This window comes from Clostridium senegalense (genome assembly GCF_018916625.1).
In the GTDB taxonomy this organism is placed as follows: domain Bacteria; phylum Bacillota; class Clostridia; order Clostridiales; family Clostridiaceae; genus Clostridium_J; species Clostridium_J senegalense.
Map to the genome: position 1 here is coordinate 200,320 of NZ_JAHLNC010000003.1, position 24,285 is coordinate 224,604.

Annotated in this window: 18 protein-coding genes; 2 read left to right on the plus strand and 16 right to left on the minus strand. The window is 28.6% G+C overall.

Annotation, left to right across the window (positions count from 1 at the left end; all coding sequences use genetic code 11):
• Window positions 1–138: 138 nt before the first annotated feature.
• The 12 genes from KQI36_RS08215 to KQI36_RS08270 form a co-directional block, all read right to left on the minus strand.
• Entirely contained in the window at window positions 139–2,700 is a 2,562-nt protein-coding gene (locus KQI36_RS08215) for a heavy metal translocating P-type ATPase (RefSeq protein ID WP_342357383.1), read from the minus strand.
• A gap of 423 nt (window positions 2,701–3,123) precedes the next feature.
• On the minus strand, window positions 3,124–4,194 hold the full coding sequence (locus tag KQI36_RS08220; RefSeq protein WP_216450515.1) for a sensor histidine kinase: 1,071 nt from the start codon (window positions 4,192–4,194) through the stop codon (window positions 3,124–3,126).
• The gene (locus KQI36_RS08225) at window positions 4,191–4,874 is read right to left on the minus strand and encodes a response regulator transcription factor (RefSeq protein WP_216450516.1); all 684 of its coding nucleotides are present in this window, start codon (window positions 4,872–4,874) and stop codon (window positions 4,191–4,193) included. Before KQI36_RS08225 ends, KQI36_RS08220 begins: the two co-directional genes overlap by 4 nt.
• Window positions 4,875–4,920: 46 nt before the next feature.
• On the minus strand, window positions 4,921–7,059 hold the full coding sequence (locus KQI36_RS08230; protein WP_216450517.1) for an ABC transporter permease: 2,139 nt from the start codon (window positions 7,057–7,059) through the stop codon (window positions 4,921–4,923).
• Window positions 7,049–7,831, minus strand: coding sequence for an ABC transporter ATP-binding protein (locus KQI36_RS08235; protein ID WP_216450518.1), 783 nt, complete (start codon window positions 7,829–7,831; stop codon window positions 7,049–7,051). The genes KQI36_RS08230 and KQI36_RS08235 overlap by 11 nt, the downstream gene beginning before the upstream one ends.
• 531 nt (window positions 7,832–8,362) lie before the next feature.
• Complete coding sequence (locus tag KQI36_RS08240; protein ID WP_216450519.1) at window positions 8,363–9,304, minus strand: carbohydrate kinase family protein; 942 nt, start codon at window positions 9,302–9,304, stop codon at window positions 8,363–8,365.
• A gap of 1,129 nt (window positions 9,305–10,433) precedes the next feature.
• Window positions 10,434–10,781 carry a DUF1667 domain-containing protein gene (locus tag KQI36_RS08245; protein WP_010298118.1) on the minus strand — a complete coding sequence of 116 codons (348 nt, stop codon included), beginning with the start codon at window positions 10,779–10,781 and terminating at the stop codon, window positions 10,434–10,436.
• Between the two features lie 4 nt (window positions 10,782–10,785).
• Complete coding sequence (locus KQI36_RS08250) at window positions 10,786–12,045, minus strand: NAD(P)/FAD-dependent oxidoreductase (RefSeq protein ID WP_010298121.1); 1,260 nt, start codon at window positions 12,043–12,045, stop codon at window positions 10,786–10,788.
• Between the two features lie 15 nt (window positions 12,046–12,060).
• Window positions 12,061–13,500: an NAD(P)/FAD-dependent oxidoreductase gene (locus KQI36_RS08255; RefSeq protein ID WP_216450520.1), complete on the minus strand. Its 1,440-nt coding sequence runs from the start codon at window positions 13,498–13,500 to the stop codon at window positions 12,061–12,063.
• 49 nt (window positions 13,501–13,549) lie between these two features.
• A complete protein-coding gene (gene glpK, locus KQI36_RS08260; RefSeq protein ID WP_010298125.1) occupies window positions 13,550–15,052 on the minus strand; it encodes a glycerol kinase GlpK in 1,503 nt (500 codons plus the stop codon).
• A 165-nt stretch (window positions 15,053–15,217) separates the two neighbouring features.
• Complete coding sequence (locus tag KQI36_RS08265) at window positions 15,218–15,784, minus strand: glycerol-3-phosphate responsive antiterminator (protein WP_216450521.1); 567 nt, start codon at window positions 15,782–15,784, stop codon at window positions 15,218–15,220.
• Between the two features lie 130 nt (window positions 15,785–15,914).
• The gene (locus KQI36_RS08270; RefSeq protein ID WP_216450522.1) at window positions 15,915–16,178 is read right to left on the minus strand and encodes an ATP cone domain-containing protein; all 264 of its coding nucleotides are present in this window, start codon (window positions 16,176–16,178) and stop codon (window positions 15,915–15,917) included.
• Between the two features lie 303 nt (window positions 16,179–16,481).
• Here KQI36_RS08270 and KQI36_RS08275 point away from each other — a divergent pair, with 303 nt between their 5' ends.
• Both KQI36_RS08275 and KQI36_RS08280 read left to right on the plus strand, forming a co-directional pair.
• Window positions 16,482–18,326 (plus strand): glycerophosphodiester phosphodiesterase, encoded by a 1,845-nt coding sequence (locus KQI36_RS08275; RefSeq protein ID WP_216450523.1) that lies wholly within the window; start codon window positions 16,482–16,484, stop codon window positions 18,324–18,326.
• A 358-nt stretch (window positions 18,327–18,684) separates the two neighbouring features.
• On the plus strand, window positions 18,685–20,043 hold the full coding sequence (locus tag KQI36_RS08280) for a YjiH family protein (RefSeq protein ID WP_216450524.1): 1,359 nt from the start codon (window positions 18,685–18,687) through the stop codon (window positions 20,041–20,043).
• A 192-nt stretch (window positions 20,044–20,235) separates the two neighbouring features.
• Here the strand turns inward: KQI36_RS08280 and KQI36_RS08285 are convergent, their stop codons facing one another.
• The 4 genes from KQI36_RS08285 to KQI36_RS08295 all read right to left on the minus strand — a co-directional run bounded on the left by KQI36_RS08285 (window position 20,236) and on the right by KQI36_RS08295 (window position 24,279).
• Window positions 20,236–21,093, minus strand: coding sequence for a M28 family peptidase (locus KQI36_RS08285; protein WP_216450525.1), 858 nt, complete (start codon window positions 21,091–21,093; stop codon window positions 20,236–20,238).
• Between the two features lie 730 nt (window positions 21,094–21,823).
• Window positions 21,824–22,705, minus strand: a complete 882-nt coding sequence (locus KQI36_RS08290) for a tRNA 2-thiocytidine biosynthesis TtcA family protein (RefSeq protein WP_010298148.1) — start codon at window positions 22,703–22,705, stop codon at window positions 21,824–21,826.
• Between the two features lie 151 nt (window positions 22,706–22,856).
• Complete coding sequence (locus KQI36_RS17845; RefSeq protein WP_280527029.1) at window positions 22,857–22,979, minus strand: hypothetical protein; 123 nt, start codon at window positions 22,977–22,979, stop codon at window positions 22,857–22,859.
• A gap of 151 nt (window positions 22,980–23,130) precedes the next feature.
• The gene (locus KQI36_RS08295) at window positions 23,131–24,279 is read right to left on the minus strand and encodes a DHHW family protein (protein WP_342357384.1); all 1,149 of its coding nucleotides are present in this window, start codon (window positions 24,277–24,279) and stop codon (window positions 23,131–23,133) included.
• Between the last annotated feature and the right edge of the window lie 6 nt (window positions 24,280–24,285).

Here is a 24,285-nt window from a genome sequence, read left to right on the forward strand (position 1 = left end):
AGTACTGCTTCCTTTAAACTACCTTAACAAATATTTTTTTATCTTTAAAAACTTTATTTTTAGTTTATCCAAAACAAATAAAAAAAGCATTCCTTTAAAGTTATTTTTAAAGGAGTGCTTTTTGAACACAATATTATTTTAATATTTTTTATATCTAATTACTCTCATAGCATTTAATATAGCTAGTACAGCCACGCCTACATCTGCAAATACAGCATCCCACATTGTTGCCATTCTTAAACTTCCTAGTATTAAAACTATTATTTTAACACCTAATGCAAATACTATATTTTCTACAACTATTTTTCTTGTTTTTTTAGATATATTTATCGCTGTAGCTATTTTAGATGGTTCATCTGTCATTATAACAACATCTGCTGCCTCTATTGCTGCATCAGAACCAAGTCCACCCATTGCTATTCCAATGTCTGCTCTTGCTAAAACTGGAGCATCATTTATTCCATCACCAACAAATGCAACTTTTTTATTTTTAGATTTAGCTTTATCTACTTCCTCTAACTTTTCAACTTTATCTTGAGGTAATAGTTCATAATAAACTTTATCTAAACCTAAAGTTTTTCCAACTTTTAATGCAACTTTTTCATTATCTCCAGTAAGCATTACTGTATTTTTTACTCCATTTGATTTCAGCTTTGCTATTGCCTGTTTTGCATCATCTTTTACTGTATCTTCTATAATTATGCTACCTATAAATTCTTTATCTATTGCAACATAAATTACTGTTCCTACTGTATCAACCTTACTAAATTCTATATTATTGCTTTCCATTATTTTAATATTTCCAGCAACTATTTTCTTGCCTTCAACATAAGCAATAATACCCTGTCCAGCAATCTCCTCATGTTTTTCTATCTTAGAATTATCTATATCCTTTTTATAAGCATTAACCACTGATTTTGCTATTGGATGATTAGAAAAACTTTCAGCATAAGCTGCATATTCTAATACTTTTTCTTTATCGTAATTATTACTACTGTTAACAGTAGTTACATTAAATACTCCTTTAGTAAGAGTTCCTGTTTTATCAAAAACTACTGTTTCTATATCTTTTAATATTTCTAAATAGTTACTTCCTTTAATTAAAACTCCATTTTTAGATGCTGCACCAATTCCTCCAAAGAATCCTAATGGAATTGAAATAACAAGTGCACACGGACAAGAAATAACTAAGAATATTAATGCTCTATATCCCCAATCACTAAATGTTGCACCTTCAACAAATAATGGTGGAATAATAGCAAGTACGGCTGCTGATATAACAACTATTGGTGTATAATATTTGGCAAACTTAGTTATAAAGTTTTCTGCCTTTGCCTTACGGTTACCTGCATTTTGAACCAAATCAAGTATTTTAGCTACAGTAGATTCTCCAAAATGTTTATTTACTTTAACAGTTATAACACCACTTTGATTTATAAAACCACTTAAGACCTCATCCTCTTTTTCAATAGTTCTTGGCATTGACTCTCCAGTTAATGCTGAAGTATCTACCATTGTAATTCCATCAACTACAACTCCATCTAGTGGTACTTTTTCTCCAGGTTTTACAACTATATATTCTCCTATATTAACTTCCTCTGGCGATACAACAACTATATCATTACCTTTTTTTAAGTTAGCAAAATCCGGCCTAATATCCATAAGACTTGATATTGACTTACGTGAATTATTTACTGCTATATGTTGGAACAATTCACCTACTTGATAGAATAACATAACTCCTACACCTTCAGGATATTGTCCAACTATGAAAGCTCCTATTGTTGCTATTGTCATTAAAAAGTTTTCATCAAATATTTGACCTCTAGCTATATTTTTAACCGCTCTTAAAACAATTTCTCCACCAACAATAACATAAGCTATTAAAAATATAATTAACTCTATATTATTTTCTAAATTTAATATATTACCTATAAGAAAAATAACTCCACCTAATATTAATTTATTAATTTCCTTTTTATGCTCTTTATATATAGAGCTTTTTTCTTTTTTTAAAGCATTATTGTTTTTTTCTATAGTTTCCTTATCTAAAACTTTAACCTGTGGTTCTAGTTTTTTAACTATTGATTTTATTTGCTCTGAAATTATTGGAATGTTTTCTTCCTCATCATATTGAAAAACTAAAGTCTTATTCATAAAATTTAAATTTGCTGCCTTAACACCTTTAATTTCTCTTGTTTTATTTTCTATCTTCGAAGCACAATTAGCACAATCTAAACCTTCTAAAATCAACTCTTTTTTATTATTTTTTATTTCTTTCGGTTGTATTTTATTAATAATGTCATGATTATGATCATGTCCACCACAGCAATTACTACCATGGTCATGTCCACTGCAACAATCTTCTTTATGATTATGCTCATGGTTATCTCTACTACAACAACTATTATTTTCAGCCTTTATAATTTCTATTTTCTTTGCATTTAATGCTGGCTTTAAAGGAATAGTTTTTTTATCTTCTTTAATAATTACGTCCGGTTCTATTTTATTTACTATTTTTTTTATTTTTAATAAGGTGTCTTCATTTGAATCTTCATCTTTTGTTTCAAAAAGGAGACTTCTAGTCATAAAATTAACTGTAACATCTTTTATATCATCTAATTCTTTTATTTTATTTTCTATTTTTGAAGCACAATTAGCACAATGTAAATTCTCTAAAACTAATTGTTTTTTACTCAAAACATTCACCTCCAAACTATGAACATATGAATAATTGTTCATATGTTAATATTATAATACTCCTTTACCCTCAAAAGTGTCAACGTTTTTTTGAAAATTTATTTTAAATTTAAAACTACATCTTATATAAAAATACTTTAAAGTTATTGAATAAATTTAAATTGGAACTTGTTTCACTATATTTATAGGATTCCAAATTAGTGACTAAAATTATTCTTGGTAATTTTTTATAAAAAAATAACCAACATCTAATAGTTACTTTATAATATAACTGTAGAATATTGGCTTTTAAATCTAACACTTTTAAAATTATATTTTATGTTTTCATAATTAAATTTTTATAAAAATCTTTTTCATACCCAACCTTTTTTAGTTTTTTATCTTTAATAAGCTTTTGTACTCGTGAAATAATACTTTTATCATTTATTCTAACTTCTTTTTCCTCTTCAATGATTGTTGTACTTTTGGAAAAATCAATGACAAAGTTGTGCCTTTGTCACATCCTAAATTATGTGATTGAACATTTACTCTAATATTCAAATCATTAGCCATTTTCTGAACCAAATACAATCCCATTCCCGTAGATCGACTAAAATAGCTTCCCGTAACCCCTGTAAACCCTTTATCAAATATAAATGGCAAATCAGACGGTGGTATTCCTAAACCATTATCATTGATATACAAAACAATTTGCCCTGTATCTATATCTTCTTTCACTTCAAAACGAAGCAAAGGAGAAGTTTCTTTATCTGAATATTTCACACTATTGCTGATTATCTGCCCCAAAATAAACATAAGCCCTTTTTGATCAGATACAACCTCATAATCTTCATCTGAACATTCAATATGAAAGCCTGCTTCTTCTAAAAGCGTAGAATTATCCTCAACAGCTTCCATGCATACATTTAGAATTGACAACGGTTCCCAATAATAATCCTTGTGCACAGCACCCAGACGGGAAAAATAAAGAATTTGTTCTACGTCTTGCCTGATATAGTCACGAGCATATAACATTCTTGTGTGAACAAGAGGAGATATTTCATCTTTTCGATTATCCAATAACAATGTCATTAGTGATAAGGGCCTTTTGATTTCATGTACCCAGTTTTCGATATAATTTTCATAATCTATAACCTGTGTATTTCGCTTGTCCACTTCCACTTGCTTTTCTCTTAAATACTGCCCAATCTCATGGATGTATGGACGTAGTGATGCAGAAGCGATTTCACTTAACAAATATTCATTTGTTTCATCCGGTTCTAGCAAAAAATTTTGGAATGCAACGTTCTCTTTTTTACGCTTTCTAATGATAAGCGTAAGTGGTATGATAATTGCAGATAAAATAACAAAAAACATAAGACCGGCAAGTTTAAGAAAATCTCCTGGATACGCCACCCATGCAAAAAAGAGAAATAAAATATCAACATAAATCAATGAAATCAACCAAATCTTGCAAGAAGAAATATGGGATAAAATAGTATGTATTTTTTTCATAAGTTCACCCACTCTCTTAATCGATACCCCTGTCCTCGCACTGTTTCAATGCGATTATCAATACCAAAATTTCGCAATGTTTTTCTTAAACGAGTGAAATTCACTTGTAGTGCATTTTCATCTATAAATTTATTCGTATTCCAGATAGCATGACACAATTCAGACCTTGTGACAATATTAGGACTATTAATCAATAAGGTAAGCAATAGCTTTCCCTCATTTGGTGGTAAAATGTAAGAATTTTTGCCAATATAAATTGTAAAAGTGTTAGGGTCAATCCTAAAATTTCCACCATTTAACAAACCTTGCTGTTCATTTTTTGAGGTTCTACGCAACAAATTTTTTATACGAGCTAACAAGCGTTCCATGTTGCATGGCTTTGTTAAATAATCATCTGCACCTAATCCCAACGCGTGTAATTCATCCTGCAACTTATCTCTTGCAGTCAATATCAATATGTTTCCCATACCTTTGGACTTTAGGGATTTGCAAATTTCAAAGCCTGATTGATAAGGTAAATTTATATCAAGTAATATTAAATCGGGATCAAGTTCAAGTATTTGAGAAACTGCATTTTCAAAATTTGATACTGGCAACGCTTCATATCCCGATTTATTCAAAAGATAAATCAGCTCCTCCCTCATGTATATATCATCTTCAACCACAATAATCCTAGTCAATAGAACCTCCTCCTCTCTTTATTACACTAGCGGTATACACAGCTATTTACGAATTTGTCTTCCATTTTAACTTTCCTATTTCATGATTTGCTGTTCGTGCAACGGCTACTGCATAAATTACCAATACAAGAATAACACTAACTGCCATTATAAACATAAGTGGATAGGACTGTCCAATCGTAGTTTGGGAAGAATGAAGATGTTTTTGCATAGCATACAATCCAACAGAACCGCTTATGCACGCTAATAAAAGCGGAATCAAGAAATACCACAGAACCTGTTTGTTTATTGATTTTTTCATTTGCTCATGATTTGCTCCTAACATTGACAACGTTAAATATCTTTTTTTAGTTGCATTCATTTGTGTTAAAAATTGTAAAGAAAGAAGCGCACAAGCGATAATTAAAAACATAAATCCCATATATAAAGTCGTATAACTTTCTGAAATCACAAAAAACAACTGACGCCCAAAATTGTTCAAGTAGCTTTCGTAAACGAGGCCAGATGGTTTCAATAAATGATTGGCATCCATAATTGATTTCATTAAGCCATCTGTATTCGCCATTTCTTTTGGGATACAGAAGTTCCAATAAACCATGCAAGTATCAGGATCTACATACTTTTTAAATACTTCATCTGAAACAATCAATGCCTTAGTAATGAGGATATTTTCGTCAGCAGTTATACCTTTCATAGGCACAGATGGAACAAAAAAGAATGGCTGACCATCAATAGAAAGAAGCGACGTATTCGTGGATTTTGCAGTTGATGAAATTTCATTCAGCATTGAAAATTCGTCTTCCTGAGCAGAACCACGGAAGTCAGGGTTTATATAAAATACGGCTTCATTATCACCAAGTGTCAAAGGAACTTCACCTGATGCTTCCAGTAGTCTGTTGTATGTAGATACTGGAATTAAATATGGTGTAGAGCTATCAGTACTAATAATTCCTAAGATATTTAATGCCGGAGGATTATCAGGACCAATCGCATAGCTTAATGCACCTTGTGTAGCAGGATCTACTACATCTGGTGGTAAATGCTGTACAACTTCTTCTCTAAATTTAGTCCAATCCACAAAAGAATTTACGCCATTGGTCCCAGGTTTTTGCATATTTCCTATTTCAATGCGGTTCAAATGTGCCACATAAGGTTTCATCTTTTCAGAAGAAAGATATTGTTCTACCATATTATCGTCGCCCATCACAGTAAAATCATAAATAGAAGAACTCTTGCTCAACTTATCAATATTCGAAATAATACTTACTGAACCATTAGTAATCAACATAATTGTAAGCATCATCAAAATAGATGCTACGCTGACTGAAATATATTTGCTTACAATATTTTCTTGTAACTGTCTTAAAGTGAACGTATAAAGTCCCTTTGTCCCTTTGTTTTTAACAGAACTGGCAAATAGACTTAATAGTCTCGCCAACCCTCGAATAAAAAAAAGTGTTCCTACAATACCAAAAATCACAGCAACAAGATGTCCGATAAAAAAATGCTTCAAAATAATCCAATATGCTACAACTAAAAATACAACACCAGCAAGTAATGTAAAAAAACTACCACTTACTTTTCCAGTATCTTGTTTTTTTTCTATTTCTCCATAAAGCAACTGGTAAACTTCTTGTTTTAAAATTCCTCCACCTAAGATAAACAAAGTTAATGCCTGAATTAACAAAAGTCCAATCACTGTCCAGACAACCGCGACCATAGAAAAACTGGATTGGTGTGCAATTACTCCTTGTCCAACCAAACGTGCGGTGGCAAGACTGATGATTTCTGATAAAAAGCCACCACAAATAATTCCTCCGCAAAGAGCTAAAAGAGATGTAATAAAACCCTCCATCATAAGTTGAAAGAACAGGTGTTGCTTTTTCATACCAAACATTAAATAAAGTCCTAATTCCCGGCTGCGACATTCAAGTTTATATTTATTTGCAAACACAACAAGGAAAAATACAAACAATAACCCACACAGATAAACCATCGGCAGCATTGTTGTCAGCAATTTATCTACAGCATCACTTTCAAATTCTCCTAAAAATCTTATGACATCTTGTTGCCCTAAAGAAAGAACGATATAAAACGCCGCCACAGCTGTTACCATTGTGAGAAAATAAATCAAATTTTCATCTCGACTTCTTTTTGCATTGCGCCACGCCAGATTAAAGAACATTCGCACTTCCTCCTCCCATTTGAGTCATTCCCTGTAAAATACGGTCGTAAAATTCATCTCTTGTTTCCGTTGGAATTTGTCTACGCAACTCATGAAAAATCTTACCATCCTGTATGAATAATATTCTAGAACAAAAACTTGCTGCATTAGGGTCATGGGTTACCATTAAAATTGTTCTATTCTTTGTTTGATTAATTTCTTGAAGTTTTTCCATTAGAAGCCTTGCTGCTTTCGTGTCTAATGCTCCGGTAGGCTCATCTGCCAAAATAATATCCGTGTCAGAGATTAAACAGCGAGCTGCTGCTACACGTTGCTTTTGCCCACCAGACATTTGCGATGGAAATTTAGAAAGTACATCTGTGATTTTTAGGAAACTTGCAATATCATTTAATTTTTTCTCTGATAAGCATACATCTGCGTTGTGTATGGATAAGGGAAGCAATATATTTTCTCTCCCAGTTAAATTATCCAACAAAGCAAAGTCCTGAAATAAATAGCCAATTTTATTACCACGATACATAGCTAGTTCATTACCACTAAAAGCACTGATATTTGTTCCAGAAAGTAAAATCTGACCGGATGTTGGCTTAATAATCGTAGCAATACAATTAAGTAATGTTGTCTTTCCCGAACCACTGGCTCCCATAATTCCTAAATATTCTCCGGGAAGAACATCAAAAGTAATACCATTTAATGCTTTTGTGGGGATACCAACTTTTTTATAAGATTTATGTAAGTCTCTGACTTCTAATATTTTTTCTGTATAATTCATAAATGGGCACCTCTCATTCATTCTCTTTATCCTAATTTACAAGTTAATTTTATATTATAGTGACCTGATATTATACTTACATTCATTGTAAGGTTTATTATTTAAAGATTTTATTGAGCTACTTTCGCCATATAAATCTATTATATATTCTCCACATGTCCAATCTCTCATAAAGTCTTTAGCTATAATTTTACTTTTGTCTATTTCATTATTACTTTTTAACACTATAACTTTGGAACTTTTAGGTTTATATTTACGTCTATGGGGAAACAAGCTCCAAACTAAATTTATTCAATAACTTTAAAATATTTCTATATTTTATCCAAATAAAAACATACCTCTATTGCAAAAATTGTATATTTTTAAGATAATTTTACCATAATAAAAAGCCTCAAAATAAAAATTTTATTTTGAGGCTTTGTTTAGGCATAATCAAATAAATAAAAGACCAAATATACTTTGAATCTTTGATCTTTTATTTCTTTTCATATGCCTTGTATTAATAAAAAAATATATAATTAAAAATTATTCCTATAGCCATTGTAGCTCTTTTATAGTTTTTTCAACTAACTCCATACTCATGTTAGGATTTATAGTTTCTTCATGTCTTATAGTTATTACTGACATAGCTATTGCCACTTTAACTATTTCATCCATAGATAAATTATTCATATAACCATATGCTATACCTGATACAAAGGAATCTCCTGCCCCTGTAACATTTTTAACTTCAACTTGTTCACTCTTTACAAGTCCACAACAATTATTATTGCAATAATAAACTCCATCAACATCTAAGCTAATAAATACATTTTCTACACCTTGGTTTAATAAGAATTTACCAGCTCTTTTAGCATCTTCCATATTCTTAATTTTAAATCCACATAACGCTTCTGCTTCTAATCTGTTTGGTTTTATAGTGTGAAAGTATGGTATTAAATGCTTTATATTTGCCGCTTTTGCTGATGATATAGGGTCTAATATAAATTTAGTTTCCCCTTTAAAAGTTTCTAATATGTATTTAAGTAATTCTGGATTGTCTGAATCTAATACTGTGTATTCCGAATTTCTAATTACATCCGCCTTTGAATCAATAAATTTGCTATCTAGTTTGTTTGCACTCTCCATATCAACTACAGCAGATACCATTTCACCATGCTCATTTAAAACAGCCATATATGTAGGTGTACTACTATTCTCTAACATTAAAGAATTTTCCATGCAATATCCAATTTGTTTAGAATGCTCTATTATATCTTTTCCGTTTTTATCATCACCTATAACAGATATAAATTGAGTATCTACACCAACTCTAGCTAAGTTTTCTGCTATGTTTCTGCAAACTCCTCCAAATGATATTTTAATATTTCCTGGTATGGAATCACATGCTTTATATTTATTTCCGCAAAATCCCAAAATATCTATGATTGACATACCAAGTACCAATACATATGAATTATTATCCTTACCCATCATTTTCCTCCTGAACACTTAAAATACTATTTTCTGAGTAACTTATTTTAATATAATTTATATTATAGATTTATAGGGTTCCAAATTAAATTTTAAACTTATTTATTTATCAAATGAGAAAACTCAAATTAATATTTTATCAATAACTAATAAATTATTTTAGTTAAAAGTTAAAAGTTGCAACGCTTCGCTAGTTAAGAGTTAATAGTCAACAGTGAATAGTTGCGGTTATTGCTACTCGCTTTTCTCCTAGTAATTCTAAACGTAATTTTATATAAATTTGCAAGGCAAATTATATTAATAGATTAAAAAGAAAGTGGCAACCCAGTTTCAACCTAAATTCTTAATTCATAATTCTTAACTAACTATATTTGTACTTATTTTTCTCAACTGATAACAAAAATTTCATGTATAAATTTAAATTTGAGCTTGTTTCCCTATATATAACTAAATCTATATTTTCTAAAGCTAATATGTAAGATTATTTCATTTGAATTTTTGATAAATTTAAACAACTACATTTAAATTACCGCTCTTTTTAGGATTACACTTTTATATTTAAATTAACCACTGTATCCCTATATTTTTAAAACCTAATTTATACTTGAAAAAATTTAATATTTGGTCCCAAATAAGTATTATATTGGATAAAATAATCGTTAACTTTTTATCTATTTCAAAGTCAATACTAATTATTTAATTTAATTAATAAAATTACACGTATAAATTAAATTTCAAACTTCAATAGAAGATGAAATCCATTCATAGTTGGGCTATGTATGGATTTTATCGACAAAGCATTCTCGGCAAATAGGCGAGAATATTGACTTTATTATTTGTTTAATTATGCCCAACTTAAATGCCCTATAAAGTAAGCAAAAATGCGTGATTAAAAAAATTGTACATATAAAATAATAACTTAATATATAACAATAATCAATTATTTTTGACATTTTTGTGACATTTGGGTTAATTTTCTTGTAGTTTTTTGTCTTATTTTCCCCAATTGGAAAATAAATTCTGTAAATTTCTATAAAATAAAAATTGAGAATTGATTTTTTAAAATTTAATACTATAAAAAGCATTAAATTTTTTATATCAATCCTCAATTTAAATAAAGTTACTTTTATTACATATTTCTTGTAGCTATTAAATCTACGCCAGTATCTAAAATGTTTTTAACTATTACGTCTCCAACCTTAATTGGTGCTTCTACTTCTATATCATTTAAAAGCTCCATACATTTTATATTTAACTCTTTTGGTATAGCTGTATTTGTTTTTACTGGCAATCTTTTATGAACGCCACCTTTAACTTTAACTGTTGATGTAACAACTCTTGTTGGCGCTGTTAATTCTTTAACTCCATACTCTGCCCCTCTTGGACATAAGTTTCCTGTTACTTTATAATCATTATCTATATCTACACTTAAGTGACATCCTCTTGGACATACTATGCATATTAATTCTTTAACCATAAAATTACGCCTCTTTCTCTACAGATATTGTTATTTCATTTGTTGCAATTCCCTCAAGCTTCATTTTAGGAACCATTATTTTTTCCATTTCAGCTGGTGCCATATGTTTTCTCTTAAAACTTAATAACTCTTCATCGCCAGCCTTAACTTTTATAGAAACATCATGCTGAACTGCATTAGTTCTCATAAATACTTCTATTCCTTTATCAATGTTTTCTAATCTTATTTTTTGAGGAACTGTATAAGTTATTCCATTGCCATTTTTTATAGCTATATAGTTTTCACTATCTTTTATTTCATTTTTTATATATTTTGCTGCATTTGCTCCAGCTCTTTTACTTTCTGCTGTAACAAAATCAACAAGATCATGAACATGAACAACATTTCCACAAGCAAATATTCCTTTTATACTAGTTTCCATCATTTCATTTACAACTGGACCGTTTGTTCTTCTATCAAGCTCTATTCCTGCATTTTTAGATATTTCATTTTCAGGAATTAAACCTACTGAAAGAAGTAACGTATCACATTTAAATTCTTTTTCAGTTCCTTTTATAGGACTTCTATTTTCATCTACCTGTGATATTACTATAGATTCAACTCTTCCATCACCTTTTATATCTGTAACTGTGTGTGAAAGATATAATGGTATATCATAGTCATTTAGACATTGTACTATGTTTCTATTTAATCCATTTGAATATGGCATAAGCTCTACTACTGCATGAACCTTAGCTCCTTCTAAAGTCATACGTCTTGCCATAATAAGTCCTATATCTCCAGAACCTAATATAACAACATCTTTTCCTACCATATATCCTTCCATATTTACATATCTTTGAGCAGATCCTGCTGTAAATACTCCTGCTGGTCTATCTCCAGGTATAGATATTGCTCCTCTAGTTCTTTCTCTACAACCCATAGCTAAAACTATAGCCTTTGCATTTATAACCATATAGCCGTCTTCTGAGTTGATAGCATGGATTTCTTTTTTATTTGTAATATCTAAAACCATTGTATCTAGTTTTACATCTACTTTTGTATTGTTTAATAAATCTATAAATCTTTGAGCATATTCAGGACCTGTAAGCTCTTCTTTAAAAGTGTGAAGTCCAAAACCATTGTGTATGCACTGCTCTAATATTCCGCCAAGTTCTTTATCTCTCTCTATAACTAATATTTTTTCTGCGCCATTATCGTATGCTTCTATTGCTGCTGCAAGTCCTGCTGGACCTCCACCTATAACTACTAAATCGTAATTCATCTTCAAATCCTCCTGCTACTTTCTTTTAGTTTCACCTGTTAAAATATAAGAGCCTTTTTTATCTAAAACTATATCTTTTAAATCTTTATCTAACTCTCTTGCTAAAATTTCTTGTACTCTTGGACCACAGAAACCGCCTTGACATCTTCCCATACCTGGTCTACATCTTTTCTTAACACCATCTAAAGTTGTAGCTCCCACTGGTCTTTTTATGCTATCTAAAATTTCTCCTTCTGTTATGTTTTCACATCTACAGATTATTCTACCGTAAGCTGGGTTTTCTTTTATTACCTTTGCTTTTTCTTCATTTGATAGTTCCATAAAATTAATTTGTTTACGCTCTTTTATAAACTCTTTTTTTTCTTTTAAGCTACATCCAGTATTTTTTAATAATTCAATTGTCTCTAAAGCGATTGCTGGTGCTGAAGAAAGTCCTGGTGACTTCATTCCTGCTAAATCAATAAATCCTTTAGCATCTTTTGCTTCTTCTACTATAAAATCCGGTCTTGTAGAATACGCTCTAAGTCCTGCAAAGTTTCTTATTCCATCTCTAAAAGAAATTCCTTCAACAGATAAAACCCCTTTATCCCTTACAAAAGTAAGAGCATCTGAAGTTGTTGAAACATCTTCTTTATTTTCTATATCCTGTGCATCTGGTCCTACTAATAAGTTTCCATGAACTGTTGGAGTAACTAAAACACCTTTTCCTAGTTTATTTGGACATTGGAAAATTGTTTTTTCAACAAGACTTCCTTGACTCTTATCCATAACATAGTACTGGCCTTTTCTTGGAATAATATCATAATCAGCACTTCCAACCATATTGTGAATCTTATCTGCATAAACACCCGCTGCATTAACAATATATTTAGCACATATCGGCTCTTTTTCATTATTTACATATATTTTATATCCATTTTCATCTTTTTCAATTGAAGTTACTTCAGAATTTAATTGAAGTTCTACACCATTTACTACTGCATTTTCCATTAATGCTATTGTGTATTCCCATGGTCCTACAATTCCACCTGTTGGTGCATATAATGCCCCTTTTATTTCTTTACTTATATTAGGTTCCATAGATAGAACTTCTTCTTTATTTAAAACTTTTAAATCTTTAACACCATTTCTAGTTCCATTTTCGCAAAGCTCTTTAACATTTTCTAAATCTTCATCTGAAAAAGCTAAAACTAATGAACCATTTCTTTTAAAAGGAACTGATAATTCTTTACATATGTCTTCAAACATTTCATTTCCTTTTACGTTCACTCTTGCCATTATTGTTCCATTTTTAGGATCATATCCTGCATGGATTATTGCACTATTTGCTTTTGTAGTTCCATTAGCTACATCATTTTCTTTGTCTAACACCTTAACTTTTAAGTCATATCTTGAAAGCTCTCTAGCAACAGACGCGCCTATAATTCCTGCTCCTACTATAACTACATCATACATAATTTTTTCCTCCTAGAAATTAGCCATTTATCTAAATTTATAAAAATAATTAATCTTCTTTTTCTTCCCATTCCATAGCTCTTACAACTGCTCTTTTCCAGCCTTTATAAAGCCTTTCTTTTTCTTCTTCACTTAAGTTTGGCATATATTCATTATCTATATTCCACTTATCTTTAATCTCTTCTTTACTTTCCCAGAACCCTACTGCAAGTCCAGCAAGGTAAGCCGCTCCTAATGCTGTAGTTTCTCTTATAAGTGGTCTTCTTACTGTCTTTCCTAATATGTCAGATTGGAATTGTAACAAGAATCCATTAGAACTTGCTCCACCATCTACTTTTAACTCTGTAAGACACATTCCTGTATCTTCAACCATTGCATCTATAACATCTTTAGTTTGATATGCTATAGATTCAAGTGCAGCTCTGATTATATGGTTTCTATTTGCACCCCTTGTAAGTCCAAATATTGCACCACGTGCATACATATCCCAGTATGGTGCGCCAAGTCCAGTGAAGGCTGGAACTATGTAAACTCCACCATTATCTTTAACTTTTTTTGCAAAATACTCTGTATCATGAGCATCATTAACAATTCTAAGTTCATCTCTAAGCCATTGGATAACAGCTCCACCAACGAATACACTACCTTCTAGTGCATATTGAATTTTATTATCTATTCCTATTGCAATTGTTGTTATAAGTCCGTTTTTACTGTTTATGATTTCATCACCAGTATTCATAAGTAAGAAGCAACCTGTTCCGTAAGTATTTTTTGCAGAACCTTTTTCAAAACATGCTTGACCAAATAATGCTGCCTGTTGGTCTCCAGCTATTCCTGCTATTGGAACTCTAGTACCACCTTTACCTCCAAGGTTTGTTCTTCCATATACTTCACTACTGTTTTTAACTTCTGGTAAAATATTTTCTGGTATATCTAAAATCTCTAGTAATTTTTTATCCCATTGTAATGTTTTTATATTGAAAAGCATTGTTCTTGATGCATTTGTATAATCTGTTGCATGAACTTTTCCATTAGTAAGTTTCCATAAAAGCCATGTATCAACTGTTCCGAATAAAATTTGACCTTTTTCTGCTTTTTCTCTTACACCTTCAACATTATCTAAAATCCATTTTATTTTTGTAGCTGAAAAGTAAGCATCTACAACAAGACCTGTATTTTCTCTTATATATTCTTCATGACCATCTTTTTTTAATTTGTCACATATATCTGCCGTTCTTCTACATTGCCATCCAATTGCATTGTAAACAGGTTTTCCTGTCTCTTTGTCCCATAAAACTGTAGTTTCCCTTTGATTTGTAATTCCTATAGCTGCTATATTTTCTGCTAATAATCCTGTTTTTGCTAAAGCTTCTATAAGTACTCCATATTGAGATGCAAATATCTCCATAGGGTCTTGCTCAACCCATCCTTTTTTAGGATAAAAACATGTTATTTCCTTTTGGACTATCTCTAAAATATTTTGATCCTTGTCAAAAACTATCGCCCTTGAACTAGTCGTCCCCTGATCTAAAGCCACAATATACTTTTCCATTAATAATCCCTCCAAACAAATAAAAAAAGCTACAAAAACAACACACCCCCACTTTAAGCATAATCAAATAAATAATAGACTAATATTTTAAATATTTAATCCTTCATTTCTTTTCTTATGCCTTAACGGCGTTTTTGTTTTTGTAGCTTTTCTCTAATTCTCTCGCTACATAAACCATATATCTTTTTTAGTCGAGGAAACTGCTGTAGCTCCAGCTTGAAGCGCAGTCATTATATCCTCTTTATCCTGTATTAGCCCACCAGCAATAACTGGTACTTTTGCAAAACCAACTATGGTTTTAATTATTTTAGGCATAACTCCAGGTAATATTTCTATTGCATCTGCATATCCTGCATTCATATATTTTTTACTACCTTCCAAAGATAATGAATCAAGTATGAAACATCTTTGGACTGTTATAAATCCGTTTTCTTTAGCTTTTTTTATTATGTTTGATTTTGTACTAATTACTCCATCTGCCGATGTATTATTTTTTAAAAAGGTTATCACTATATCTCGATTTGCAAGTCCATCAACTAAATCGATATGAACTATAGCTATTTTATTTTTTTCTTTAATTCTTTTAGTTATATCGGATATGTTACATATATCACCAAAAAGAACAAACACGACTTTTGAGTCGGATTCTAAAGCCTTACAAAGGCCATCCATATCTTTGACTGCGGATACTATCGGTGACTGTTCTAATGCGTCATAAAAAACATTTCTCATCTAATCAACCTTTTCAAAGTTATTATAAATATAAAAACTTTATTCATATTTATTAATATTATAATATAAATCATATAAAAAATAAACCTATTAATTTTTTACATATAAATATTTACTACTTTTTAATACATTATTCATTTTCTGAATATGAGTTTAATATATCATTAAATTTATTTTTATTAAGAGTATGAAGTACCACACCACTTACTTCATAACTAGATGTATTGCCATCTCCTCTTAATTTTTTTAAAGTTTCCATTATATCAGATACTAACAATTCTACATCTGAATTATTTAATATAGTAGCTGAATCCTTTGCTGCATTTTCAATACTTACTTTTATTTTATCTTTTTTAAGTTCTTCTATTCTTCCATCTTTTTTTATTATATTCATTTTTTCACCTCATATTTCTAATTTTTAGTTTTTATATGTAATTTTTTTAATTTTTAAAAATTTTCACCTTCCTTCTATTTCAAATAGTATATAATAATATGTAATTCTAAATGTAATACTGAATTCTTAATCATGGTATTAATAAATAATGCTATATTTGGAATCCTATATATACATAAGGTTACAAACTTAATTTTCTAGTTAAGAGTGAAGAGTTATAATCTTTACCTTAAAGTAATAATTATCTTAATAAATTAGTTCTAAAACTTATAATCTTAAATTATTTTTTAAAAGAGGTTCTATATGAAATTATTTGATAAATCTAAAAATATATACTTAATAAAAACTATATCTACTTCATATGAAAATATAAGATTTTCTTATTGGGAAAATTTACTCTTTGAAGCAATTTATAAAATACTTACTATTAGTATTTTTACACCATTTATTTCTTTGATATTTAATAAATTTCTTTATTTTGCTGGTTTTAATAGTTTAACTAATGGAGAACTTATAAGATTTGGACTTAGTAGATATGGATTTTTAACATTTATTGTTTTAACGCCAATAATAATAGGAGTTATATTTATAGAACTTTCTGTTCTTATAATAATCTCTTATTTTAGTAACTATAAAAAACGTATAAATTTAAAATCAGCACTAAAAAAAGCTTTCTCGAATATTAAAATTATATTTGGTTTTGGAATGATTCATATGGCATTATATTTAATTCTTCTTTTGCCATTATTTAATGTAGGTGCTAACTCATCTTTAATTCCATCTTTAAGTATTCCTAATTTTATTTCAGATGAACTTATGAAAACAACTCTAGGTGGAATTTTATATTTATTAGTATTAGCAGTTATTTTTTACTTAAACGTAAGATGGATATATTCTATTCATATTGTAATTTTAGAGGGTGAAACAAGCTTTAGGCGTGCTGCTAAAAAAAGTAGTGAAATAGTAAAGAAAAATTATATTAAAACTGTTGTTATTTTAATCAGCTCTATAATTTTATTTTTTTTACTTTATATACTATTATCATTTTTACTAGTTTCTCTTATTTGCTTTATAATTTGGCTTGTGAATAAATCTTTTGTTTATAAATTTTCACCAGCTATTACCTTTGTAATTTCTTTAACTCTATACTATATCTTAATGACTATAACTACACCTATTGTTATTAATACACTTACAATTCTTTATTTAGATTATTGTGATAAAAAGAATATTTGTATTGATAATATAGAATTTACTAGCGCTGACAAAAAACAAAGTTTTACTGTAAAACATAAAAAAGTAATTTTATCCCTTGTAATAGTGCCGGCTCTTTTGTTTTTCGTAATAACTTCTTTATTGGTAGATAGTTCTATTGTTAGAGCGGTAAATGATACCCATAATAATTTTAAGATTATGGCTCATAGAGGTTATACAAATGCAGGTGTTGAAAATAGTTTAGAAGCTATCGAAGGGGCAATAAATGCCAATGCAGATTTTGCTGAAATAGACGTACTTCAAACGAAAGATAATAAACTTATAGTTATCCATGATACTAATCTTAAAAGGCTTGCAAAGAAAAATGTAAATGTATATGACTTAACCTTAGATGAAATTAAAACCCTACAAACTTCTCAAAATGGATTTGTAAGTAAGATTTCTACTTTAGATGAAGTTTTAAAACTTTCTAAAGGTCGCATCAAGCTAAACATAGAGTTAAAACTTCATGGGTACGAAAATAATTTTGTAGATGATTTTTTAAATATATTAAATGAAAATGATTTTTATAATGAATGCATAGTTCAATCTACTAACTATAATATTTTAAAAGAAGTTAATAAAAAAGCTCCTAAATTAACAGTAGGATATATAGTGGTTGCAGGTATACCAAATGTTGAATTTATGGATATTGATTTTCTATCTGTTGAGGAATCTATTATAAGTAATAAACTAATAATGGCCTGTAGATTATTTAATAAAGATATTTATGTTTGGACTGCAAATACATTAACTTCAATAGAAGAATATTACTATATGGGTGTAGATGGAGTAATTACCGATGAGGTAAAAGCTGCTAGAGAATTAATAGATTCTATATCTAAAGATAATTTTCAATTTCAACTTAACGATTTAATTCAATCCTTTATTTAACCCTTAAGTGATTAATAAGGAGAGTTTTGTATGAACTCTCCTTATTTTTTACCTCTAACTGATCTAGTTGTATACAATTTTATACATTTATATAATAACTTTTAATGATTTTCAACATTAATGTAATTTGTTAAAGTAATTTTTATGTTTTTACAAGTATTATAATTAACAATACTTTTGGCATATTATATTAAGTTTTATGCATATTTTGTATATTAATACATCATTTTATGTATATTCCACTTATAAATTGTATTTTTATTTGATTTTATGACGAAAAAGGGTGGACTTTTTTCATTTTCTGTATTATTATAATAAGAAATTGTATATTTATAAACTAAAGAAGGAGGAATTATATATGCTAAAAACAGAAAAGGCATCTTATTCTAAAGGGAACTTATTATTATTTTTATTACCATCTTTAATTGGCGTATTGTTTTTCATGACACCTGTTCCCCATGAAGGCGAATTAACAATACCAGTGGCCATACTATCTAGGGCTTTACTTAATAGATTAATCGATTTTATGCCATACATAGTATGCTTTATGATTACTTTAGCTGCACTTGGAACATTAGTAACTAAATTAGTAAAACCTAATTTTATTATAAATAATAAATTTTTAAATTCATTATTTAATATTTCACCAATTTGGGCTGCATCAAGATTTTTCGGAATGATTTTTGTAATATGTGCTACTTTTAATATTGGTCCAAATTTCATTGTATCAGAAAACACAGGTGGACTTTTACTTTATGATTTACTACCAATTCTATTCTCAGTATTTTTATTTGCTGGATTATTTCTACCATTGTTATTAAACTTTGGATTATTAGAATTCGTAGGAACTTTTTGTAGTAAAGTAATGAGACCAGTTTTCGGATTGCCTGGTCGTTCATCTATAGATTGTATAACTTCTTGGCTTGGTGATGGAACTATAGGTGTACTACTTACTAGCAAACAATATGAGGAAGGTTATTATTCTGCTAAAGAAGCTTCAATAATAAGTACAAGCTTCTCTGCTGTTTCAATAACATTTAGTTTAGTTGTAATAGCTCAAGTAGGACTTTCTAATATGTTTATACCATTTTACTTAACTGTTACATTATGTGGAATAATTTTAGCTATAATAACTCCACGTATACCACCACTTTCAAAAAAAAGTAGAAGCTTTTTTAATAATGCTAAAGCAGAAAATAAGGAAATCATTCCTGAAGGTTACACTTCTTATCAATGGGCTTTAACTCAAGCATTAGAAAGAGCTGAAAAAAATAAAAACTTCTCTGAGTTAGTTTTTGAAGGTGTAAAAAATGTTTTAGATATGTGGCTTGGAGTTCTTCCTATTGTTATGGCTATAGGAACACTTGCTTTAATAATTGCTGAGTATACTCCAGTTTTCCAAATACTTGGTATGCCGTTCATACCAATACTTAATCTATTACATATACCAGAAGCAGCAGCTGCTTCTCAAACTTTAATAGTAGGTTTTGCAGATATGTTCTTGCCAACAGTTATAGGTGCTACAATAGTTAGCCCAATGACAAGATTTATCATAGCATGTATATCTGTAGTTCAATTAATATATATGTCTGAAATAGGCGGACTTATACTTGGTTCAAAAATACCAGTTTCATTAAAAGATTTATTTATAATCTTCTTAGAAAGAACATTAATTGCTCTTCCTATTGTGTCATTAATAGCACACATAATATTCTAATAAACAAAGAAATCTCAAAATGAATAAACCATTTTGAGATTTTTTTATTTCATAAATCATTTTATTTAAAAATCTTGCAACCATTCAACCATTGCTATTACAAACTTATTTAAATATTGATAATCTAAAATTTCTAACCCAGCATTTTGTTTATCTGGCAATGAACCCATTTCAGATTGAGATATATGAATATTAGGGGATTCCTAGCTTTTCAAAAGAAACATAATCGCTTACTCCGCTGTTCATTTTCATAGTCATTTCAACTTTTTCACTTGAAACAACATCTGAAAATTTTATATTACTTTCCGTTAAATTCTTTTTTAATGATTCATAAAGTTTTTCAGATTCACTAATATTACTAATATTTTTTAATGCAAGTGGTCCTCCTGTTTTTAATCCAATGCAATCAATGTTCACATTGCATAAACTTTCATATTTTTCTTTTATATCATTTGCAAAGTTTTCACTGCCAACAAATAGTTGCATCTCTGCATTTGTAATACAAAAGATTATATCCTGATTAGGTAAATTATTTTTTGAATTATTTTTTAAAATATCCGCCATTTTTAATGCAACAGCTACACCTGATGCATTGTCTAAAACTCCTTTTCCAAAAGAATCTATATGAGCTGTTATTACAATTGCTTTTTTATTGTCTTTGCCACTTATCTTTCCTACAATATTATTTAATTCTATTTGTTCATCAATTAAATTACCATTAGCTGAATAACCTTTATTTTTATAAATAAATTCATGCAAATATGATTCGCCAAAAACATATTCTAAATTCATCTTCGAAAACAAATTATTTATATATTTAACAGCTAATTCATTTCCTTTATCTTCAACTGATTTATATCCAATTTCATCAGAACATATATATTCTACTACACCTTCAACATCTACATAACTTTCTTTTTTATTAATTGAAACACTAGTTTCTTTATTTTTTGTATTAGTATTTTTTTCTTTATCAACTCCACAACCGATTAATGTAAAACTAATTATTAAAGTTAAAACTAAAAATAATAATTTTTTATTCTTAATCATATATTACCCACCTAACATTAATATATTATCCAAGAGTATAATTTTCCACCATAATATCTTACCCTTAAACTTCATTTGTTTATAGGTTATCATAACTACAATAAATAACATGTAACTTATTGTAATTTGTTTATATTATTTTCTGTCATATTTATATTAAATTTATTATAATTCATCATAATTCTTTATAAATGTTTTTATACTATAGCCTTGATATATTACTAATTTTATAAAGTCTTTATCATGTTTTTCTCATAAAATTGATTAATCAATGCAAAAAAAATTATTTTATTTAAAGACTCTTATTTAATTAAAAACATTTCCTAACACATTTAACTATTTTAATCATCTAAATTTTAATTTATTAACTTACCTAACTTTACTTTTTAATGACAAATATAACTTTAAGTTAGTTATGACTTTTAGTTATTCCTTAGAAACTCTTATAAGATTTTTTAACATTATTAGGACCGAAACCCAAGGACGGGTTTCGCGACTGCCTAGACAGGACGTCGATTCAGCCGTTTAGTCCTAAAAATTTTCAAAAATATTATTAGAGTTTCTTGAAATAACTAACTGAATAACGATTTAAAGTTATATTTATCATTTTTTATAACAACAAACTCCTTATATAAACTAAAAATTTAATTAAAATTTTATAAAACAAATAAAAAGCCGTATTAAAATAGATTTGTTCTTCTATTTTAATACAGCTAATTTAAATAAATTATTAATCTTCATCAAAGAAATCTAAATATGAATAGGTTTCTCCGTCCTTTTTCCATCCTAATATTGCATCCATGTTTACATTCTGTGCTGCCCTGAATATAGATTTATCTACATCTTTAAAGTTTTTCTTTAAATCTGCTATCATATCCTTTATCTCAAAACGTTTGTTTCCTATTTTCTTTGCAGCTACCATACATGCACAATTTAATGGCCATATACCACTGTTTTGAATGAATTTTTGTATATATGGCTCTTCTACATAATAAAGTGGTCTTATAAGCTCTAATCCTTCAAAATTAGTTGCTTTTAATTTTGGAAGCATTGTTTTAAAGTTTCCTGCATATAAAACATTTAACATTGTAGTTTCTATTACGTCATTAAAATGGTGACCTAGTGCAAGTTTATTACATCCAAGCTCTTGAGCCTTTGAATATAATGCACCTCTACGCATTCTCGCACACATATAACATGGATAATCTTTAGCTATGTCATCAACAATTTTAAATATCCCTGAGTCAAATATATGTATAGGTATATTTAAGTAATTACAGTTGTCAATTAAAAGCTGTTTAATATCTTCATGATAACCAGGGTCCATAGCTATAAACTCTAATTCAAAATCCATTTGGCCATGTCTTTTTAATTCCTGAAAACATTTTGCCATAACTAAACTGTCTTTTCCTCCAGATATAGCTACTGCAATTTTATCTCCATCTTCTACTAATTTATAGTCTTTTATAGCCTTTATAAATTTAGACCATATATGTTTTCTATATTTTTTTATTAAGCTTCTTTCAATTTCTTGTATAGGGCGTCTTTCGTTAAATGGAATTAATACTTCACATCCACTACCAGCTAATCCCTCTTTATTTTCTTCACTCATATTTACACCTCACTTACCTTTAAAATATTATAACACCAATCTATAGTGATACAAACTCACTTTTGAACTTCTACATTAAAATAATAAAAAGAGTTTAAAAATTTAGCTTATAAAAACTTATTTTCTAAACTCTCTTATATAACTTTGTAAATTATTTATCTTGAGCTTCTTGAATAGATTTTTTTACAGCAAGTTTTATAACAAAATATAAAATTAAAAATTTTATACAAGTTAACCCCAAAGCCATTAATTGTGGTATTAAAATCATACTCATAAATACTTCCCCTAATTTTACAGTTAATAATATTATACTATATAACTAAGTTTATATGCTTTTTAAACATTTACTTTCATAATTTAAAATAAACATTGTTTATAGCTTAATGATTATTTACTAAACTTAAATTAAAGGTTATTTATATGTTTTAATATTTAATAGTTTTTATAGATGTATCTTGAAAAAATGTATTTGCATTATAAAGCATTAACATTTCATCTATTTCATTTTTTTCTATTAACTTTGATAAATCTTCTGTATAATATCTTAAATCTACCATATATATTTCACTAAAATCATTTATTAAAAATGGAACAAAAGAATTAGCATAAGAATCCTTTACTATAAGCAACTTTCTATCACTATTTGCTTTTGTACTTATCTTTACTAAAGGATGGTTTCCATCTAAGAAAACAGTATACTTATCTTTCTTCTTAAGGTTATCCATTGCATATATAGAATTACTCTCTTTTTCTTCTAATGGATACTCTACCTTTATATCTTCATCTATGTGATTTTTATATTTATAAAGATTAATGCTATCAGAAGATACATCTCTAAAATTACCTTTAGAGTATAATGAGCCTAAAAACTCATTACTAACTTCTACTTTATCAAAGTTATCTTTGTCTGCTAAAGATAGATTCATGCTCTTAGCTAGTTCTTCATAAGCATAGTATGCTCCATCAGTTGTCCAGTGATGATCTGTTTTATAATATATGTACTCATCTTTTTTAGAGTTTAGCTTTCCATATACATCTACAAAATTTATATCTTCATTTAAACCATCTTTAAACTTATCTAGATATGTTTTTTCACTAGGCTCTACTACATAGTTTGGTAACTTATCTTTAAGTATATCCACTGCAGTAGGTGCTAATACAATATATTTTTTTAACTCTTTAGATTGATTATCAAAATTATTGATAGCATTTACCCTATTATCAACCTCTTCTTGTGATGGTGCTTTAAATTTTTCAAGCAAATAATCATCTTTTCCTAAGTAAACATCATTACTTTCTTTTTTTCCTATAAATTTATCACACTTAGATTTTAATTCTACCCAAAAATCTCTAAATGCAAATTGGTCAGAAATATATTCTTCATATTTTTTGGTAAATTTACCTTCAAGCAAAGATTCTATTGAAAACTTGGGCTTCTTTTGAAGCACTCTATTTTCCAACTCTGAAAAATCTTTATTTGGAGTTATTATATTTAAAGCTACAATAGATGTAAAAAATACAATAAACATGATAGCTACAATTATCTTTAATAATTTATTATTTTTGTTCAACACTTTCAC

Coding starts and splice junctions, on each gene's coding strand:
- KQI36_RS08220 (WP_216450515.1), bottom strand. CDS start 4,194: ATGAAAAAAATACATACTATTTTATCCCATATTTCTTCTTGCAAGATT.
- KQI36_RS08230 (WP_216450517.1), bottom strand. CDS start 7,059: ATGTTCTTTAATCTGGCGTGGCGCAATGCAAAAAGAAGTCGAGATGAA.
- KQI36_RS08235 (WP_216450518.1), bottom strand. CDS start 7,831: ATGAATTATACAGAAAAAATATTAGAAGTCAGAGACTTACATAAATCT.
- KQI36_RS08240 (WP_216450519.1), bottom strand. CDS start 9,304: ATGGGTAAGGATAATAATTCATATGTATTGGTACTTGGTATGTCAATC.
- KQI36_RS08245 (WP_010298118.1), bottom strand. CDS start 10,781: ATGGTTAAAGAATTAATATGCATAGTATGTCCAAGAGGATGTCACTTA.
- KQI36_RS08250 (WP_010298121.1), bottom strand. CDS start 12,045: ATGAATTACGATTTAGTAGTTATAGGTGGAGGTCCAGCAGGACTTGCA.
- KQI36_RS08255 (WP_216450520.1), bottom strand. CDS start 13,500: ATGTATGATGTAGTTATAGTAGGAGCAGGAATTATAGGCGCGTCTGTT.
- glpK (WP_010298125.1), bottom strand. CDS start 15,052: ATGGAAAAGTATATTGTGGCTTTAGATCAGGGGACGACTAGTTCAAGG.
- KQI36_RS08265 (WP_216450521.1), bottom strand. CDS start 15,784: ATGAGAAATGTTTTTTATGACGCATTAGAACAGTCACCGATAGTATCC.
- KQI36_RS08270 (WP_216450522.1), bottom strand. CDS start 16,178: ATGAATATAATAAAAAAAGATGGAAGAATAGAAGAACTTAAAAAAGAT.
- KQI36_RS08275 (WP_216450523.1), top strand. CDS start 16,482: ATGAAATTATTTGATAAATCTAAAAATATATACTTAATAAAAACTATA.
- KQI36_RS08280 (WP_216450524.1), top strand. CDS start 18,685: ATGCTAAAAACAGAAAAGGCATCTTATTCTAAAGGGAACTTATTATTA.
- KQI36_RS08285 (WP_216450525.1), bottom strand. CDS start 21,093: ATGATTAAGAATAAAAAATTATTATTTTTAGTTTTAACTTTAATAATT.
- KQI36_RS08290 (WP_010298148.1), bottom strand. CDS start 22,705: ATGAGTGAAGAAAATAAAGAGGGATTAGCTGGTAGTGGATGTGAAGTA.
- KQI36_RS17845 (WP_280527029.1), bottom strand. CDS start 22,979: ATGAGTATGATTTTAATACCACAATTAATGGCTTTGGGGTTAACTTGT.